At 58.0% G+C, this 17,746-nt stretch carries 13 protein-coding genes; 8 read left to right on the top strand and 5 right to left on the bottom strand.

From position 1 onward, the window contains the following. Nucleotides 1-126 precede the first annotated feature (126 nt). The 8 genes from AC2FNL_RS11045 to AC2FNL_RS11010 all read left to right on the top strand — a co-directional run bounded on the left by AC2FNL_RS11045 (nt 127) and on the right by AC2FNL_RS11010 (nt 10,901). Nucleotides 127-1,470 (top strand): hypothetical protein, encoded by a 1,344-nt coding sequence (locus tag AC2FNL_RS11045; RefSeq protein WP_496833616.1) that lies wholly within the window; start codon nt 127-129, stop codon nt 1,468-1,470. Between the two features lie 178 nt (nt 1,471-1,648). Continuing rightward, nucleotides 1,649-3,157 (top strand): ArnT family glycosyltransferase, encoded by a 1,509-nt coding sequence (locus tag AC2FNL_RS11040; protein ID WP_496833614.1) that lies wholly within the window; start codon nt 1,649-1,651, stop codon nt 3,155-3,157. Nucleotides 3,158-3,263: 106 nt separating this feature from the next. Further along, complete coding sequence (locus AC2FNL_RS11035; RefSeq protein ID WP_496833612.1) at nt 3,264-3,704, top strand: GtrA family protein; 441 nt, start codon at nt 3,264-3,266, stop codon at nt 3,702-3,704. A 309-nt stretch (nt 3,705-4,013) separates the two neighbouring features. Next, the gene (locus AC2FNL_RS11030; RefSeq protein WP_093963236.1) at nt 4,014-5,855 is read left to right on the top strand and encodes a GumC family protein; all 1,842 of its coding nucleotides are present in this window, start codon (nt 4,014-4,016) and stop codon (nt 5,853-5,855) included. A 131-nt stretch (nt 5,856-5,986) separates the two neighbouring features. Then, nucleotides 5,987-7,429, top strand: coding sequence for a hypothetical protein (locus tag AC2FNL_RS11025; RefSeq protein WP_496833610.1), 1,443 nt, complete (start codon nt 5,987-5,989; stop codon nt 7,427-7,429). A gap of 75 nt (nt 7,430-7,504) precedes the next feature. After that, complete coding sequence (locus AC2FNL_RS11020; protein ID WP_093963234.1) at nt 7,505-8,443, top strand: UbiA family prenyltransferase; 939 nt, start codon at nt 7,505-7,507, stop codon at nt 8,441-8,443. A gap of 252 nt (nt 8,444-8,695) precedes the next feature. Continuing rightward, nucleotides 8,696-9,415, top strand: a complete 720-nt coding sequence (locus tag AC2FNL_RS11015) for a class I SAM-dependent methyltransferase (RefSeq protein WP_170589041.1) — start codon at nt 8,696-8,698, stop codon at nt 9,413-9,415. Nucleotides 9,416-9,458: 43 nt separating this feature from the next. Next, nucleotides 9,459-10,901: a pectate lyase gene (locus tag AC2FNL_RS11010; RefSeq protein ID WP_093963232.1), complete on the top strand. Its 1,443-nt coding sequence runs from the start codon at nt 9,459-9,461 to the stop codon at nt 10,899-10,901. Nucleotides 10,902-10,910: 9 nt separating this feature from the next. Here the strand turns inward: AC2FNL_RS11010 and AC2FNL_RS11005 are convergent, their stop codons facing one another. The 5 genes from AC2FNL_RS11005 to AC2FNL_RS10985 form a co-directional block, all read right to left on the bottom strand. Continuing rightward, nucleotides 10,911-12,080: an O-antigen ligase family protein gene (locus AC2FNL_RS11005; protein ID WP_496833608.1), complete on the bottom strand. Its 1,170-nt coding sequence runs from the start codon at nt 12,078-12,080 to the stop codon at nt 10,911-10,913. A gap of 191 nt (nt 12,081-12,271) precedes the next feature. Further along, nucleotides 12,272-13,159, bottom strand: a complete 888-nt coding sequence (locus AC2FNL_RS11000; protein WP_496833607.1) for an NAD-dependent epimerase/dehydratase family protein — start codon at nt 13,157-13,159, stop codon at nt 12,272-12,274. Then, a complete protein-coding gene (locus tag AC2FNL_RS10995; RefSeq protein ID WP_496833605.1) occupies nt 13,156-14,190 on the bottom strand; it encodes an ATP-grasp domain-containing protein in 1,035 nt (344 codons plus the stop codon). Before AC2FNL_RS10995 ends, AC2FNL_RS11000 begins: the two co-directional genes overlap by 4 nt. A gap of 1 nt (nt 14,191) precedes the next feature. After that, nucleotides 14,192-14,977 (bottom strand): metallophosphoesterase family protein, encoded by a 786-nt coding sequence (locus tag AC2FNL_RS10990; RefSeq protein WP_496833603.1) that lies wholly within the window; start codon nt 14,975-14,977, stop codon nt 14,192-14,194. A gap of 318 nt (nt 14,978-15,295) precedes the next feature. Continuing rightward, nucleotides 15,296-17,509: an NADP-dependent isocitrate dehydrogenase gene (locus AC2FNL_RS10985; protein ID WP_496833601.1), complete on the bottom strand. Its 2,214-nt coding sequence runs from the start codon at nt 17,507-17,509 to the stop codon at nt 15,296-15,298. Nucleotides 17,510-17,746: the final 237 nt, after the last annotated feature.

Here is a 17,746-nt window from a genome sequence, read left to right as displayed (position 1 = left end):
TCAAACCGCGGACTTCTGTTTGCCAAATTCGCACAAAAGCACGCAATCCGGACGATTGTCATGCGAAACAGAGGTGCACGCCCGTATCGTTTGTCACGCGCCGTACCGACGTGCCTAAGTCTGTTCATGACTGAACTGATTGCATCCTGCTCGGGCCTTTGGCGCGATATCCGGTCCGAATTTCGGTCTTTACACTCTCCTGCAACGAGACGGCAGGCGGGCCTCGCGCTACTGCTTCTGTTTGGCGTGGTCTTTGCTTTTTTCTATTTCCGGCTGGAATTCGCGCGGCAGTTTCTGGACATGCCCGCACCGCCGGGCAAACCGTTCTACAACGACGACTGCATTCTTGCCTCGGACCCTGGCCGTTACTCGCATGGCTTGTTTCAGGGGCACTACCTGGCTTTCCACCTTGCGCGCCACCCGCTGGTGGTGATGCTGAACGCCGCCATCGCCGAGCCGCTGACCTGGCTGGGCATCCGGCAGCCTGTCGCGATTTCGATCAGCCTCGCATTCTGGGCCGCCATGTCGTCCGTCACGATTGCACTATTCCTGCTACGCCAACGCCTGTCGCTCTCCGTTTCCATTCTGGCGACGCTTGCTGTTCTTCTGACCTTCGGAACCGTCACCACGCTCAGCGTTGTTGAGACCTACAGCGTCTCACTCTGGGCGATCGCCATGTCATTGTTGATCATGGCCGAGATGGCCAGACACTGCGCCAAGTACCCGGCCCTTACCAGCGTGATCGCTGGCCTGGCTTGCGGTGTGCTGGCCGGATGGTCCCATTTGCCGGCGGCCGCATTCTCACTGGTTTATGCTGGATTTTCATGGGCTTCTCTCAGCGGAGGTGTCGGGCGGAAACTGACGTTCGGAGTGGCGGTTCCGTCGGTGATCGCCGTAGTCTGCATGATGGCTCCGGTCGTTTTTCTCGGCATCGTTCTGGACGGTGATCCTTTCATGGAACCGACCGAGATGGTTGGCCGCTACGCGGACGCCGCGAACTTCACCAACCCGGAAATCATCAAAGACTATGCCGCCAGCTTCTTCCTGTTTTCGTGGGTCGCGCCGGCCGAAACCGTTCAGTGCCGCTTTTTGCTGGATCGGCTATGGGAGATTTTCCGCGATCCAAGCCGTTTGATCCTGACAATTCTGGCGACAATCCTGGTCGGATGGGCAATTGTTTCAGGCGCAAGAACAGCTGGCCGCGCCCCGCTTGTGCTGGCAGTGTGGACGTTGGTGGGCACGTTCTTTGTGTTCTACCTGTTTTTCAACCCGCTCGAAGTACTGCTTTACAGCTCTCACTGGACCACGGCCCTTATCCTGGGTTCGGTCATTCTGCTGAGGGAAAAGCCGGGACTTGTCTTGCTGTTGAGTGGAATTGTGGCGCTCAGCCTGCATGTAAATGTACCGCCTCTTGCGGATCCGGCTTCATTCGATCCGGCGCAATGCTGTCCGCACGGAGGTCGAAACTAGGCCGGTCTGGGCGGCGGCTGTGGATAAACTTGACAACAAAAGTGACCCTACTTAGCGTTTTGGGTCATCGTCTCCGCCGGTGAAAAATTAAGGATACGCCGAATTCGCAAACTGCTACTTGCGCCGTTCGGCAGTGTTTCACGCTGTTGGTTGTAAAAGTGTTTTTTGGGTTGAATTCATGCGGCAGTCCACCGAACTGAAGGTCTTTTTCTTTTTCCTCGTTGCCTGTGCAGCCGGGCTTTTTGCCGCCGGCACATGGCACGGAATCGGAATGCGTCCGGATTCAATGGCCTATCTGGGGCTGTCCCCCGACCGGTTTCAACAGGCGCCAACCTATACCGCGCTGATTGATCTGCTGGCCGGAATGGGTGTCCAGCCCGTGCTTGCGGCCACTGTACTGAATATCCTCAGCCTGATCCTGAACATCGCTTTGATGTTCTTGATCCTGCACGACTGCAAGGTTCGGCCACGGATGATCTTTCTGGCAGCGCTGATCATGGTCCTGAGTCCCCAGTTCATGTACGCGCATGTCACGATCCTGTCGGAACCGCTCACGACAAACTGCTTGCTGGGCACCTATTTCTTCATGTCCCGTTACCTGCGCGGCGACAACCTGTCCGCCTTTGTGTTGGCAAGCTTTGTGGCGGCCCTGTGCGTGCTGACCCGGTTCGCACTGGTCCCTCTGATCGCGGCCTGCTCGCTGACAATCCTGGTTTATGGTCACGGCGACCTGCGCCGTCGACTGGTTTCGGCGATTGTGTTCGGCCTGATCGCATCCGCACTCATCATCGGGTGGTACCTGTACAATCAAACCTCTGGCGGGACCGGCATCGGGCGTCAAGCAGCGCTCCTTGGGGATCCCAACGCCGAGACCTTCCGCGCTGCACTGACCACGCTTTCAGCCTACGTGCTGCCAAGCTCCCTGCCGCCAATTATCACGTTGACCGCTTTGGTGTTGGTTTTGGGGATCGTCGTTGTTTTGATCGGCACAGCTTTGAAGGTTCAGACCAACCCTGATGACCTTCCCGGTCTGCCAGTTGCGCGTCCGATCTCGTTCTTTTTGTTGGTCTACGTTCCTTTCCTGGTTCTGGCCCTGTTTATCGAGGCGAATCTGACCATCCATGCCCGATACCTGTTGCCAGTGTTCATTTCGACCCTGGTTCTGGGGTTTGCTCTGGTTGGTGGTCAGCCAGGAACGGATATGATGAACCGGCTGCGTCCCGTAGCCCTCATACTTGCGCTGGCGTTGACCGGAACCTATGCCGTACGCACGGCAGCGATGACCCGCACCCACATGACTGAGGGGAATTTCTATGCCTCACCGGTCTGGAAGAACTCTCCGACCTTGGCGCATCTGGACAATTTGCGGGATGGTGTCGTGGTCTATTCCAACGGTTATGATGTCATTCGGCTGGTCAAGGGCGTGGATGCGCTCAAGTCCCCTGAGTTGTTCGAACGCAGAACCGGCAGGCCGGACCCTGGTACGTCGCCAGAAAAAGAAATTCAGGAGGTCCGCAAACGCGTGGCAAACCAAAACGCGGTTGTCGCCATCCTGAACGAGGTCGACTGGCGGTTCTATCTGGTCGATGAGGAACGGCTGATCCGCGAAGCTGATCTGACGCTACTCTATGAGGAGGCCGACGGGCGGATCTATGGATCTCCCGCCAGTTTCAAACCGATCGAATGAAGGATCGTTTATCATGAAGCTTGTTCCAACACTCGCGGCCGAACAATGATAGGATCGATGATATTCAATCGGGTGGCTCTGGATTCACGCCCTGAAGGATTGCTTGATGAAGTTTGAAGACCTCAAACACGTCTCGGTTCTGGTCGGTCGCTATTTCGTGACCGGGTGCACGGCCGTCATCATCCATTTCTCGGCGATGGCGTTCTCGGTCGAGGTCTTGGGCATCTACGAAACGATCGCTTCGGCAATCGGGTTCCTGATGGGGGCCACATTCAATTACTGCATCCAAAGACTATGGGTGTTTCGGTCCAGCGTTCCACATCGCAGCGCCGTGCAGAGGTTCATTCTGGTCACGGCGACGACGTCGGCGATAAACGTGGCGCTGTTCTCTCTTCTCTTTGCGTTGTTGCCTTTCCACTACTTGATCATTCAGGCGTTCGTGACCGGGTGCATATTCCTTCTGAATTTTACCCTGAACTGGAAAATCACATTTCGCGAGCCTGCTGCTGAACCACCGGAAGCCCGGGCGCAGGACGCCGGAAGGTAGGTATGCCGGACCAAACCCACTGTATCGGCTTTGGCAACAACGCCGGCAACAAAGCGCTTTGTTCACGAATTTAAAACTTCAAAAAGGCAACTCTTCGCCCGACGCCAGAATGGCCAAAAACTCTCTGCTCTCGGATTTGCATCGCTTTTTTTGCCCGCCAAACGCACAGGGACGGCCTTTTGGCCTGATATGGCTAGATAAATCTATCGAGCCGATCAAAGTACAGGTAAAACAATATGATAAATAACAGTTCGATTCTGACGCCGATTTTAAGCCGTATTCACGGTCCGAAAAAAATGGAGAACACTCGTGCAATCCGGTGACGACGCAATTGCCAGCCAGCATGAAACCAACGATTTCATCAATATCTGGTTGCTGCTGCGCCGGAACCTGCTGGTCATCTTTCTGTTGGTCGTCGGTGCGGTCTCGGCAACAGCCTTCTACATGTCGACCATCCCCGACCAGTATCGGTCGGACGCGCAGATGGTTCTGGCTCTCACGGAAACACGATTCAGCGAGTCGACCGGACAGCTGGAAACCTATGAACTGAACCGGTCGAGCGTGGAAACCGAGTTGGCCCGACTGCGGTCTCGCGACTTTGCCGAGCAGGTGGCAGACCGCCTGGGTCTGTTCGACGACCCCAGCTTTGTGCGCCGTGCCCCCGGCGCGGACAGCGAGGCGGATGAAGAGATTCACCGCGCTGCGGTCGCTGACAAGGTTCTGGCCTCTTATTCCGTCTCCCGCGCGGGAGAAAGCCTCGCCATCAGCATCGAAGGCCGATCCACATCGCCGGTGCTGGCTGCAGCCCTGCCCAATACCGTCATTGCCGTCTATATCGCGAACGAGCGCGACGCACGCGTCAATCGCTTGATGACATCGATCGACAATCTCAAACGCCGGGTCGGTATCCTTGGCGAAGAGTTGACCCAAGCGGAATCGAATTTGGCCGAGTTCATCCGTGAGGACAATCTGGACGACGAACAGTTCGTGACCCGGCTGCGCGCCGAGGTTGAGCGGCGCAAGGCCCAGCTGCGCATCGGCATCGAACGCAACCTACCGGAAGACGAAATTCTGGCCCTCCAGGAGCAGCTGATCACATCTGAGCAGGAGCTGGAGGCCCGCACCCGTCTGGAGCTGTCGTTGCTGCGCCGGGAACGCGAGGTCGAACTACTGCGAACTCGCTACCAAACCACGATCGACAACCTGACCTTGCTGGAAACCCGCATCGGCCAGCTTGAGGACGGCACAGTTCAGGTTTCCAAAGCGCGAATTCCGGTTGAACCCTATGCCCCCAGCAGGTCGTTGATCACGGTGCTGGCCGGCCTGTTCGCCATGATCGTTGGCTTCATCATCGCGCTGGTGCGCGAGGGCCTGGACAGAACGGTGCGCAGCGAAAACCAGATCATCCGAATGACCGGCCTCAGCAACCTGGGATATATCGCCCGGCAGCGACGCAGCAAAATGTTCGCCGGTGAGAACAAAGCGATCGAAAACCTGTTGCAGAGCCAGAAATCGCCGCTGGCCGAAGCCGCCCGAGGCATCTTGACCAATTGTATCAAGTTCCAGCATTCCAAGGTGATCCTGATCACCTCGGGCCTGCCGAACGAGGGCAAATCCTTCGTCAGCAGCGTTCTGGCGACCTCGGCGGCGGTCGACGGACTGAACGCTCTGCTGATTGATCTGGACACGCACCGTCGCGGCGCGACGAAGACGTTCATTCCGGACATGGATGAGGTGCAACTTTCGGAAATCTATTCTGACAGTGTAACCCTGCAACATGCTCTGACCACCGAAACCAAGGGGTCACTGGATCTGATCACCGCAGCCTCGCCTACGCACGAGCTTTCTGATGCCGCGTCGAACAAGCTCAAGCAGCTGAAAGAGACGCTGCTGGATCAATACGATATCATCATTGTGGACACGCCCCCGGCACTGGTGATGGATGAAGTGTACCGCAACGACATCCTCGCCGACGCCGTTCTGCTGGTCGCGCGCTGGGGAAAAACGCCACAGCATGCGTTGCAAGCCGCGGCTAAACGGCTTCAGTCATCCGGCTTCAATGTGCTGGGTACGATTCTGAATGACGTCGATCCCAAGAAGTACCGCTGGACCACGTACGAAGGGTATTACGGCACTTACGACGACTACTAGAAAATCCGGCGACCGCGCCGTTCCGGCCACCGGGGATGTCTGGTGGCCGAGTCTGTGCTACCATGCGAGTACCGGATGCTGCGCGCGGGTACTGATCGACGTGCGGCGCGGTCGGAAATACCGGACTTTGCTTGGAGTGGGTTTTGGGGAAAGCTTCTTCAAGGGCAGATGAAAACGGGGGGCTCATAATCATCGCGCTGGCACTGGTCCTGGCGGTGATTCAGACGGCTTTTCCCTTGGTTGACGTAAACTTCTCCAGTGACTCGGCAGACTACGTTCAAGCCGCCGCCTATCGCGGCTTTGCATATCCTTTTTTTCTGGACCTTTTCGACGGGTTCCCGGACCCGCTGCGCGCCGCTGTTGTGGGCCAGATCTGGGTATTCTCGGCTGCTGCATGTCTATTGTCGGTCACACTGGCTCAGGCCACTGGCCATCCCCGCGCCGGTCTGGTCCTGCTTGGGATTCTGATCATCAACCCGATGACGGTCTACTTCAACTACAGCATCTTGTCCGAGTCTTTGTTCCAAAGCGCGACATGCGTCTATCTTGCCTGTCTGGTGCAAGCGATCCACGGCCCGAAGCTTTGGCACTTTGCAGCCCTAGGCATGACAGTCGGCGTCATGATCGCGATCCGCCCAGTTGGTTTTGCTCTTTTGCCCATCGTTATCGTGGCGGTTCTTTGCGCGAGCTATATCAATGGCAGGCGCCCTTGGGCAGGCCTGGCTCTGGCGGTTCTGGGCGTCGCCTTCGTGCTGTTTGCAGACCGCGCCGCTTACGATCTTCGCCACGATGAACCTCGCGAAAGTGTGCTGGGGAACGTCGTATTCGCAAAAAGCGCCATGTTCGCCGCAGGCCCAAGCCCCTATGCCCCCGATGATCCACGAACCGAAGTCTGGATTATTCTTGAAGAAGAGGGCCCGGCTGACGCACGAGAGGCGATTTCCCGGGCGCCATTTGGACCGGTCTCCTTCTTTCTGATGCACAGCTACGAAGCCAGTTTGATGTTTCTGTACGAGAAGGGCCGGTTGCAATCCATTGCCGACCGAATTGGCATCCCAAAGACCGAACTCATGGCCGAAATCGGTTCAAAACGAATTCTGGCGAACCCGACGGGGTTTCTGCGGTTGCCGCTACAGCACTATGTCGCCCTCTGGCAGCCCTTCTACCATGCCGTGACCGCGAACGACATCACCGCCTACATCGCGCAGAATGGGCCGTTCCCGATGGACAATGCGCTCGGCTACATCACCCGCGATGTTTTTGATCCGCCGTATGCACGTCTTATCCATTCCGCGCTTGCGATAGGTTGGCTGGCTTCGATCTTGATCCTGGCGGCCTCAATCCTTTGGCTGCGCCAAAACTGGGCCGGACGTCAAATACTGACTTTGGCCGGGTTGGGGGTGCTGAGCCTGCACGCGCTATTGTTTCTGTCTGCAACACTATCCATCGCATCGGTAAGGTATCTTGCAGCACTTTGGCCTATCGTCGCGGTGGTCATATGTGCTAGTTTTCTTGTGGTTTTGAAGCTTTATGATCGCCGGAAGAAGCACGCAAGGCGCAGTCTGGAAATCTGACATGCCGCCCGTAGTGTTCTGTTTCCCGCCTTTTCGGGCCCGGCAAATGTTGTTGTGTCGGTGAAAGTGGTTGCAATGGTAAGAGCCGGATTCAAAGACTATCTGTCCATTGCGCGCATCGACCATTGGTTCAAGAACATCTTCATTCTGCCGGGTGCCGTTCTTGCGGTCATCATGGGTGCCGAGTTCACCAGTCGGTCGGCAATCGACCTCGCCGTCGGGATATTTTCGATCTGTCTGATCGCGTCGGCCAACTATACTATAAATGAGTGGTTGGACCGCGAATTCGACCGACACCACCCGAAGAAGAAAGAGCGTGCCTCGGTCGTGACCGAGATCGATGGCCGGATCGTCTGGTTGCAATGGCTGGGTCTGGCGATCGTCGGTCTCGGACTCGCGCTACTGATCAATACGCCGTTCTTCCTGACCGCGCTGTCCCTGCTGATCATGGGGATCATCTACAACGTCAAACCAATCCGGTCCAAGGACCGCGCCTATTTGGACGTTCTGAGCGAGGCCATCAACAACCCCATTCGGTTCTTTGCGGGCTGGTTCATTATGGTTCCGCCGATCGTGGCACCGTCCAGCGTGTTGATCTCGTACTGGTTCGGCGGCGCGTATCTGATGGCGATCAAGCGCTTTGCCGAATATCGTACCATTGACGACCCGGCACTTGCCGCGCGGTACCGCGCATCTTTCAAAGACTATGACGAGTCGAAGCTATTGGTGTCGGCGCTGGTCTACGCAATCTTGTCCACCGCTTTCCTGGGCGTTTTCCTGACAAAGTACAAGGTCGAGCTTCTGCTGTCTCTGCCCTTCGTGGCGATGTTGTTCGGGCGCTATCTTGCCGTCGGGCTGGCCCGGGACTCGATCGCACAGGCCCCCGAAAATCTGTACAAACAACGCGGCCTTGTTTTTCAGGTTATTCTGCTGGTGGTGGTCATGTTCGTTCTGCTCGAGATCAAGCTTCCGTTCTTTGAACAGTTGCTTGAAATCCGGCCAGTCGGGTCATAGGTGCCGGGCAACGGACCGGCTTGCTGCCAGACTGGAGGTGATGCGCGCATGGTGAACCAGCCTTCAGATGATGTTGTATCCGCACCGATCCGGCGATGCTGGCTGTGCGGCACCGGCGGCCTCAGGAGGATAAAGGAAAGCACCCTGCGCGGGGATCCGACGTCGCGGAACTTTGAAATTTCGAATGCCGACTACGGTACAACCGCCGCGATCGACCAATGCGTCCGCTGCGGTTTTTGCCAATGCACGGATATGGTCGATGTCCTTAAATTCTACGAAGACCTCGAAGACCCGGCCTATGAGATGACGCGCCCCCAAAGGGCGCGGCAGAAACGGGTGCTGCTAAACAGGCTGCCAAGACCCACTGCCGGCGCGAACCGGCTGCTGGATGTGGGGGCCGGAACCGGTATTCTGGTCGAGGAGGCCATCGCCTGTGGTTACGACGCGATCGGGGTTGAGCCGTCGCGACGGTTTTGCGCCCGCGCAAAACATCATGGCCTGCCGGTGGTCCAAGGCGTTCTTCCACATCCCGATCTGACCGGCCCCTACGATGTAGTCACGCTGGTAGACGTGGTCGAACATGTTCCGGATCCGCTGGACCTGATCACCCGGGCTGCACGGTTGTTGGCCGATGGCGGAGTACTGGTCGTCGTTACGCCCGACCGCTCGTCCCTGCTGGCGCGTATCATGGGAGACCAATGGTGGCACTATCGTGTTGCGCATATCGGCTATTTCGACCCTGAAACACTGCGCTTTGCCTTGGCCAAAGCTGGCTTGCAGCAAACCGAATTTCATCGTCCAACTTGGTATTTTCCGTTAGGATATCTGGTTGAAAGAGTGCATCGTTATCTACCCAGATGGGCGCGCTTCAAGGTTCCGGCACGGCTGTCTGACCTAGTGATCCCAGTGCACCTGCGGGATTCAATGATGGTCTGCGCGACCAAAGCACAAACCCGGGACACCGCGCCCTAGACCAAAGGCAGAAGAATTTTGACAACAGCCAAGGTTTTTTAGAATGCCCATTGCAAAAAGGCAAAGACCGCTCGCCATATTCAAAGTATCGCTATTTGCGACTGTTCTGGCGATTGGCTGCGGCCCCGGTACGCTGCTGGCAGAGAACGCGAACCGGACCTTTTCGGCGCAACTGCCGGATGGCTCCCAACGAGCATTTCCCAGCGCTGAAGGGCATGGCGCCGCCGCCAAAGGTGGGCGCGGCGGGCGCGTGATTTATGTGACGACTACCGAAGAATTCGGGCCCGGTTCCCTGCGTGCATGCATCGACGCCAAAGGTCCTCGAACCTGCATCTTTCGGGTCAGCGGAACGATTACACTGGAAAAGGCGTCTCTGATCGCAAACAGTCCTTTTCTGACCATCGCCGGAGAAACCGCCCCGGGCGGTGGGATTGCGATCCGAAACGGCCCACGTCAATTGCGCCCATCACTGGAAATCCGAACGCACGATGTCATCGTGCGCCATGTTCGGTTCCGGCCCGGACCGCACGACGTAGAATCCTGCTGTTCAGGGGCCATTGGCGTCTACACCAAAGCCGCGCGTGACGTGATCTTCGACCACATTTCGGCCAGTTGGGGCAGCGACGAGACGATTGACTCAGAAAACGCCGAACGGCTGACCTTTCAGTGGAGCATCATCAGCGAGCCCCTCTTGCATGGCGGACCAGGCAAAAGCAACCGGGCCCGCAACATGCTGCTGACAAAGGGCGGCAACTTCAGCATCCATCACAACCTGTTCTCTCATGGGATGTTCAGAAACCCGCAAATCGCGCCCCAGACCCCGGGGACCACGACCGAAATCGTAAACAACCTGATGTACTCACCGATCTGGCAATATGTCGTTTCGCTGGACAATCGCTGGACCGAGCTGGACGCCAATATCATTGGCAACCTGAAGCTGTCGGGTGAAAGCATCGATTCCAATCTACTGGTGCACTTGTTCGACGGCTTCAAGAACGGCTACCGGTTGTACCTTCGGGACAACCTTGATGAAGACAACCGCAACAGCCTGGACCTTCCCGAAGAACTGGTCCTTGCCCCCGAACATCGTGTCTATGTCGTTGATGAGCCGGTCACCCCGCCTTTGGTCCAGGCCGATCCGGTTTCGACAGTGTTCGAAACGGTCCTGCAAAACGCCGGAGCGACACGCCCGTCTCGCGACGCGGTGGATCAGAGGGTTGTTCAGGAGGTCCGTGACCGTTCCGGCAAAATCCTAAAGAAGAACCCTGAAAAGGTCGGCGGTTGGCCCGAGCTTGAAAGCGCCCTGCCCTATGCAGACAGCGATGTCGACGGGATGTCGGACGAATGGGAAACGCAATGGGGCCTGAATCCCACGGACCCAACGGACGCAACCGAGGATTCGGACGAAGATGGCTGGACCAACCTTGAGGAGTTCCTGCACGAATTGGCTGGCGACGGGAACGGCATGGGACAAAGCAACCCCTGACGTGTAACGCTAACGGCGCCGGTACAGATCGGACGCAGCCAACAGCCCCAATGCCACGATCCACGGGATCAGCATACCGCGCTGGTAAACATGGGTGTAGTTCATGGACAGCGCCGCAAAGGTCAGCGTGACAGTCACCACGGTCGCGCGCCCGTACACCCTGTTCGGCACATTGTGCCGGGCCATTACGGCGTAGACGATTGCGGACCCCAAAACGAAGCACAATCCCAGCAAGGCCAGAATGCCCCCTTCGTTGGCCAGCAACAGGTACAGGTTGTGAACGGGAATGCCTTGACTGCTCAGTTCGCGATACTGTCCCGCGCCCATACCGACCAAGAAGTAATCCGGCAGAAACCGCCAGGCTTCGATCATGAGATCGGCACGGTCTTCAAATGTACCCGCATGACTCAGGTCGCCCTCGAGCAGAGGTGACAATACCCGGTTGCGGAACGTCGGCGGAAAGATGAACTCGGCCCATTGGATACTGATCCAAGCCATCGTCGTCACAGCTGTTCCCCAGATCATCAGCACGCGCTGGTTTCCGACCAGCAGCAGGAACAGAGCACCACAGATGACCGCACCAGCAAGGCTGGAATTCGAACTTGCGTAGATCAAAGTGATGGCGAGCAGCCCGAAGAGGGCCAAGAATGGCAGTTTTCTTAGCGCACCCGTCAACCCAAGATACCACAACACCGGAAACCAAAGCACGATCAGTCCAGCCAACCCGTTTGGATTATCCACCAGACCCGCCACGCGGTAGTTGCCGCTGACCAGCATGAAATACCGGGCTTCGCCACCGGAATAGCCCACGCCATAGGCGATCATCCCGACAAGACAGTTCAGGGCAATCGAGATCACGCCGACCTTTGCAAGAGTAACCGCCTCTTCATACGGGCGGCCCAGGATAGCCAGAGGCAGAAGGACAAACGAAAAGAAATACTGAACGATGACCACGAAGGCCGACACCGGATCGCCGTGCGCGATAGAGCCGATCGACAGTCCCGCCACCATCATCAGCATCCCGATGAACCAGATCGAGGACGCGGATTGCAACGGAAACAGCGGCAGGCTGCGGTTGCTCCGCAGGATCACGGCAATCGTCAGAAACATGTCGCTGGCCGTGAACAGAACCGCCGGATGGCGAAAGGCAGTGAACGTGCTGAACAGCAACGCAGTCATCAGACACGCGAATTCGATCTGCTCCAAAATCGGCTTAGGCCGGCTGATACTGTTAACTGGCACCATATTCTACATTCCAAACGGCGGTGGGTTACCTGGCCCGCAGACTGGTACCCGGACTACAAGGGTAACACCCAAGATACCTTCAAAAAACATGTTTCCGGCTCCAATCACCCGGCTGCCGGACCGGGTCATGCCGCTCCCGGCAGCAATTGGCCCCTCAACGTCATTTCCAGACCCGTTGCAATGTCCACGACCGGCGCATAGCCGAATGCAGCCCGGGCTGCGTCTGAGGACAGATCGAATCTCGTGAATGGCGGACTGTCTCCGGATCGGGTTTCGATCATACCCCGGCCACCTGCGACGGACATGACCTCCTGCGCCAAATCCGCCAAGGAAACCGGATCTCCGCCGGAGATATTGAATACACCGAAAGCTTCGGCCTGGGCCGATTGCAAAATCGCCCGGCTCAGGTCATGCGCATGTACGAAATCAATGCTGTTCTTTGGACCGGTTACTGTGATGTTTTGCCCCGCGGCCGCATCATTCAGCATCCGCACAAGAAACTTGTCATCAGGCAGCCCATGACCATAGAGCGCCGAAGGTCTGAGCACGGTCACTCGCGCTCCAGAAGTCTGGGCAAGCTCAGCCAGCCCCGCTTCAGCCAGACGCTTGGTTGTAGCGTAATCACCCCCGAGCGGCCCCGGGGCGGTTTCCGCGCTTTCGTCGATTCTGCGGGCATGAGGATCGCGATAAACCGACCCGCTGGACACAAAGATGAAGTGCACATCACGATCTGTCGCCCAACGCGCCGCATTCAACGTGGCTCGGACATTGCTGTCAAACAGCACCTGCCAAGCCGAGCCGTCACCCGCAGGCCCGGCAAGGTCAATCCGGGCCGCGCAGTGCACGAATACATCCGCACCTTGCGCCAGTTGATCCAGCCTGTCATGGGCGATCGCGTCCTGCAGATCCCAGTCCGACCGGTCGATCCGCGCAACAGGAATGTCACGTCGGCTTAACCAGGCCACAAGATGGCGACCCAGCAGGCCGGTCGCCCCTGTCAGGGCAACTTTCATGACGTCCCGCCATAGAGGCTGAACTGGGCCGGGATCTGAGGTTCCAACTTTCCGGCCTGATCCAATGTATCTGTAATTGAACGCGGAACGACCAGCTCGCTCCAGTACCGCAGAACCATGCTGTCCCAAGCGATTTCTGGCTCATAGGCAAGGCCGCGGTCGGTCTTGAGGTAACATTCGACCGGGTTGAAACCCAGTTGAGCACAGAACGGTGTAGTACCAGAGAACCGGGCATTGATTTCGAACACCTTGGGTACTCCGTCGTCGCCAAGGCGCAGCTGAAAATTGCAGGCCCCTTCGACGTCCAGCTTGCGCGCGATAGCTGTGACATAGTCTTCGATCACCGGATTCCGCTCGGGAATGGCCCGATATGTATCGCCCGACCGAAGCACTCGGCGCAGTGCCAGTACCGGCGACAAACTCCCCTTCGCCCCGACGATCGTGCACGTGAACTCGCGCGCGTCATCGCCGATCAGCTCCTGTACGATGGTTGCCGCCGGATCACCGGGGTAGTTGGCCAGCTCGTCCCGAGAATTCACCCGTTCGACCCCGATGGACCGAAACCCGACCGCCGGTTTGGCAATAACCGGGTAGACCAGATCATCCATTTCCAAAGCCTCGGCCATAGGCCAAGTGCGCGGATAGGGCAGCCCGTTTTTCGCCAAAAAAGCCGAGGTCAGTCCCTTGTCATCGGCAATCCGCACCGTCTCTGGACTGTTGACCACGACCTTTGTCCCGAAACGTTCCGCAATGCGATCCCGGTTTTCGGCACACAATGCCAGTTCGATATCCGTTCCGGGGAAATAGTAGTCCACGGACTCTGACTGAAATATCCGCGCCAGTGAGTCGAGATATCCCGGCGAGCGGCACCCTTCGACCAGAAAGGCTTTGTCGCAGGCATAAAGGCCGGCGGATAGGGCAGACATGTCGGCTCCAAGAATACGCAGCGGCAAATCAGAAATCAGCCTGAGCGACTTGATGATGCCCTGGCCCACACCGCCACCCGCACCTGTAACCAAAACCGTGATCAATTCATTTCTCCATAAATGAAATAAGCCGTTCCTTTGTCCCCTGACTGAGGTCAGTGGCCTGAATATCCGCGCGGATCTGTTCCAGATCAAAGCTGATCGACGGGATGTCGATTCTCACCCGGTCGCCATCCAGCTCGAGGGTCAGATAAGACAGGCCCGTGCCCCGCCCCTGCCCGACCGCTCCGGGGTTCAGCAGCAGCACTGACCCTTTCGGAGTCCTTATCCATTTGCGTTGATCCGCAGGTGTCGGTCTTCCGGCTTCGTCGATCATGACGGCAAAGGCCCGGTGCGAATGCCCAAAGACCCCGACCGTTTTTCCCATTTGTCGCAAGACCGCTGCCGCTGGTGCCCATTGATCCGGTTTCGAGACGTAGGACCAGTCCCCATAATCGTAAGGGTTGGCATGTGAGAACAGGATCGGCCCCATGCTATGGCGGTCGGCCCAGGGGTATCGGTCGGCCAACGGTGGGTCGCCCCGGACCTCACCATGCGTCCACTCGACGGACTCCAACACAAATCCTGCAATGTTGTCGTAGAAAGACGGGGTGCCTTTATCCAGATCGAAATAGAACTGATCGTGGTTGCCGCGGATGAACACGCAGTTTTGGCGAGCCATCAGTTGGTCGGTCAGTTCCAACACCTGCCGAGGGCGCACACCATATGTCAGCAGATCGCCCAACATGATGACGACATCCGGCGCAAAAGCTTCGGCCTTTTGGATCGCGGTCGCATACGCCGTGGCGTTTCCATGTATGTCGGACAGTACCGCGATCTTCAGCGTACTCATGACCACTCTCCGCCGACCATGTCCGGCAATCCAAATCAAGCGCCGGCCCTGGTTCCAATCACTGCGAACACAGGCGCTCTGAAACATCCTTTAACAAATCAACTGCACAGTCCGGCCGAAACGCTCGACGGTGCAAACTTTCTGGGATGATACCGGCTGAGAGCCGTGCCGCAACTCCCTTTGTCCAACCTAGGTCGCGCTGGAACAGTTCGGGTCCGGCCAATCAAGCCAAAGCAAACAATAGCTCAGGAAAATAGTAACTGTCGCCTGATCGGACGAAATAAGAAAGGCCGGGCTCATTCGCCCGGCCTTCTGTGGTCAGCCAATGATCGCGTTCAGTGTCGCACTGGGACGCATCACAGCCGCAGTTTTGGGGCGATCGCCATGGTAATAGCCGCCCAGATCAGCAGGCTTGCCTTGAGCGGCCAGCAGTTCGGACAGGATCTGCTCTTCCTTTTCCGCCAGTTCTTTGGCGATCGGTGCAAAATGCGCCGCCAGTTCAGCATCATCCGACTGCGCGGCCAGTGCCTCAGCCCAGTAGCGGGCGAACCAATAGTGGCTGTCGCGGTTGTCCGGCTCGCCAACCTTGCGGCTGGGCGAGCGGTCATGGTCCAGGATCCCCTGCGTCGCGGCCTCGGCTGCAGCGCCCAAAACGGCGGCCTTGGCGTTTCCGCGGCTGTCGGCCAGGAAGTTCAGCGATTCACCCAGTGCGCAGAATTCGCCCATCGAGTCCCAACGCAGGTGGTTTTCCTCGACCAGCTGCTGCACGTGCTTGGGCGCCGAGCCACCTGCACCGGTTTCGAACAGGCCGCCGCCATTCATCAGCTTGACGATAGACAGCATCTTGGCCGACGTGCCCAGTTCGAGGATCGGGAACAGGTCGGTCAGATAGTCACGCAGCACGTTGCCCGTGATGGCGATGCTATCCTTGCCGGCGGTGATGGTTTCCAGCGATTTGCGGGTCGCCTCACGCGGGGCCATGATCAGGAACTTGTCGGCCACGCCCGCAGCCTCCAGCACCGGTTTGACGTATTTGATCAGCTCGGCGTCATGGGCGCGGTTCGCATCCAGCCAGAAAATCGCCTCGGACCCGGTCAGACGCTGGCGGTCCATTGCCAGCTGGATCCAGTTCTCAATCGGGGCTTTCTTGGCGGTGCAAGCGCGCCAGATGTCACCCTTTTCGACCTCGTGCGAATGCAGGGTTTCGCCATTGGCCAGAACAACGCGGATCGTGCCGTCGGCGGGCGCCTCGAAGGTGGTCGGGTGGCTGCCATATTCCTCGGCCTTCTGCGCCATCAGGCCCACATTGGCGACCGAACCGGCGGTCGCCGGGTTCAGCGCACCGTTGGCTTTAAAGAAGTTGATGGCCTCGTCATAGACCGGCGCATAGCAGCGGTCTGGGATCACGCAGTTGGTGTCGCCCTTCTTGCCGCTCTCGTCCCAGCCCTTGCCGCCCGCGCGGATCACGGCGGGCATCGAAGCGTCGATGATCACGTCCGACGGCACGTGCAGGTTGGTGATGCCCTTGTCACTGTCCACCATGTACATCGAGGGTCGATCGGCCTTGACCGCCTCGATCGCGGCCATGATCTCGGCATCGTCCTTGACGCGGTTCAGCAGATCGCCCAAGCCGGAGTTCGGGTTGACGCCCAGCTGTGCCATGCGGTCACCGAATTTCTCGAACACCGGCGCCAGCCACGCCTTGACGGCATAGCCGAAGATGATCGGGTCGCTGACCTTCATCATCGTCGCCTTCATGTGCAGCGAGAACATGGTGCCGTCTTTCTTCGTGTCCTCGATCGCGGCATCCAGGAACTCCGACAGCGCCTTGACCGACATGAAAGTGGCGTCCGCAACGGTGCCCTGTTCCAGCGTCCAGCCTTCTTTCAGGACGGTAACACCACCATCCTTGCCCACGAACTCGATCCGCGCATCACCGGCCTGATCGGCAGTGACGGTGGCCGATTTCTCGTTGGCATAGAAATCATTGCCCGGCATCGACGACACCTTGGTCTTGCTGTCAGCCGACCATTCGCCCATCGAATGCGGGTGCTGCTGGGCATATCGCTTGACCGCTTTGGCGGCGCGGCGGTCGCTGTTGCCCTCGCGCAGAACCGGGTTCACGGCCGAGCCCTTGATCGCGTCAAAGCGGGCGCGGATCTCTTTCTCGGCGTCGGTCTTGGGGTCCTCGGGGTAGTTCGGGATGTCATAGCCCTGCCCCTGCAGTTCCTTGATGGCAGCGACCAGCTGCGGCACCGAGGCCGAGATGTTGGGCAGCTTGATCACGTTGGCCTCGGGGGTTTTCACCAACTCGCCCAGGGCGGCCAGATCGTCGGGCTGACGCTGTTCTTCGGTCAGGTTTTCGGGGAACGCCGCGATGATGCGCCCGGCCAGCGAAATGTCCTTGGTTCCGACGCTGACGCCTGCGGCCGAGGCGAATTTGCGGATGATGGGCAGGAACGAGGCACTGGCCAGCTCCGGCGCTTCGTCTACGATGGTATACAATATGTCGAAGTTCGATTTTTCTGCCATGTTCCCTTACCTTTTTTAAGCCTTTCAGGGGCGTGCGATCCGAGAGTTGTGCCGCGTACGACGCGGCGTGCGAGGAGCGTGAATTCTGTTCCGCTCCGGGGTGACTCTGATTTGACAGGGTTTCCCTTAAATCACCCGGGGCCCGGGATCAATCGCATCCGAACGCGCATTTTGACCCAGTTTGCGCAAAACCGCGCAAATGCTTGGATTTTCAGCCCGCCGACGACAAGCGACGCC

Source organism: Ruegeria sp. CRTD044 (assembly GCF_059613485.1).
Note: the sequence above shows the minus strand (reverse complement) of the source record. Positions and strands in the feature narration are given on the sequence as shown.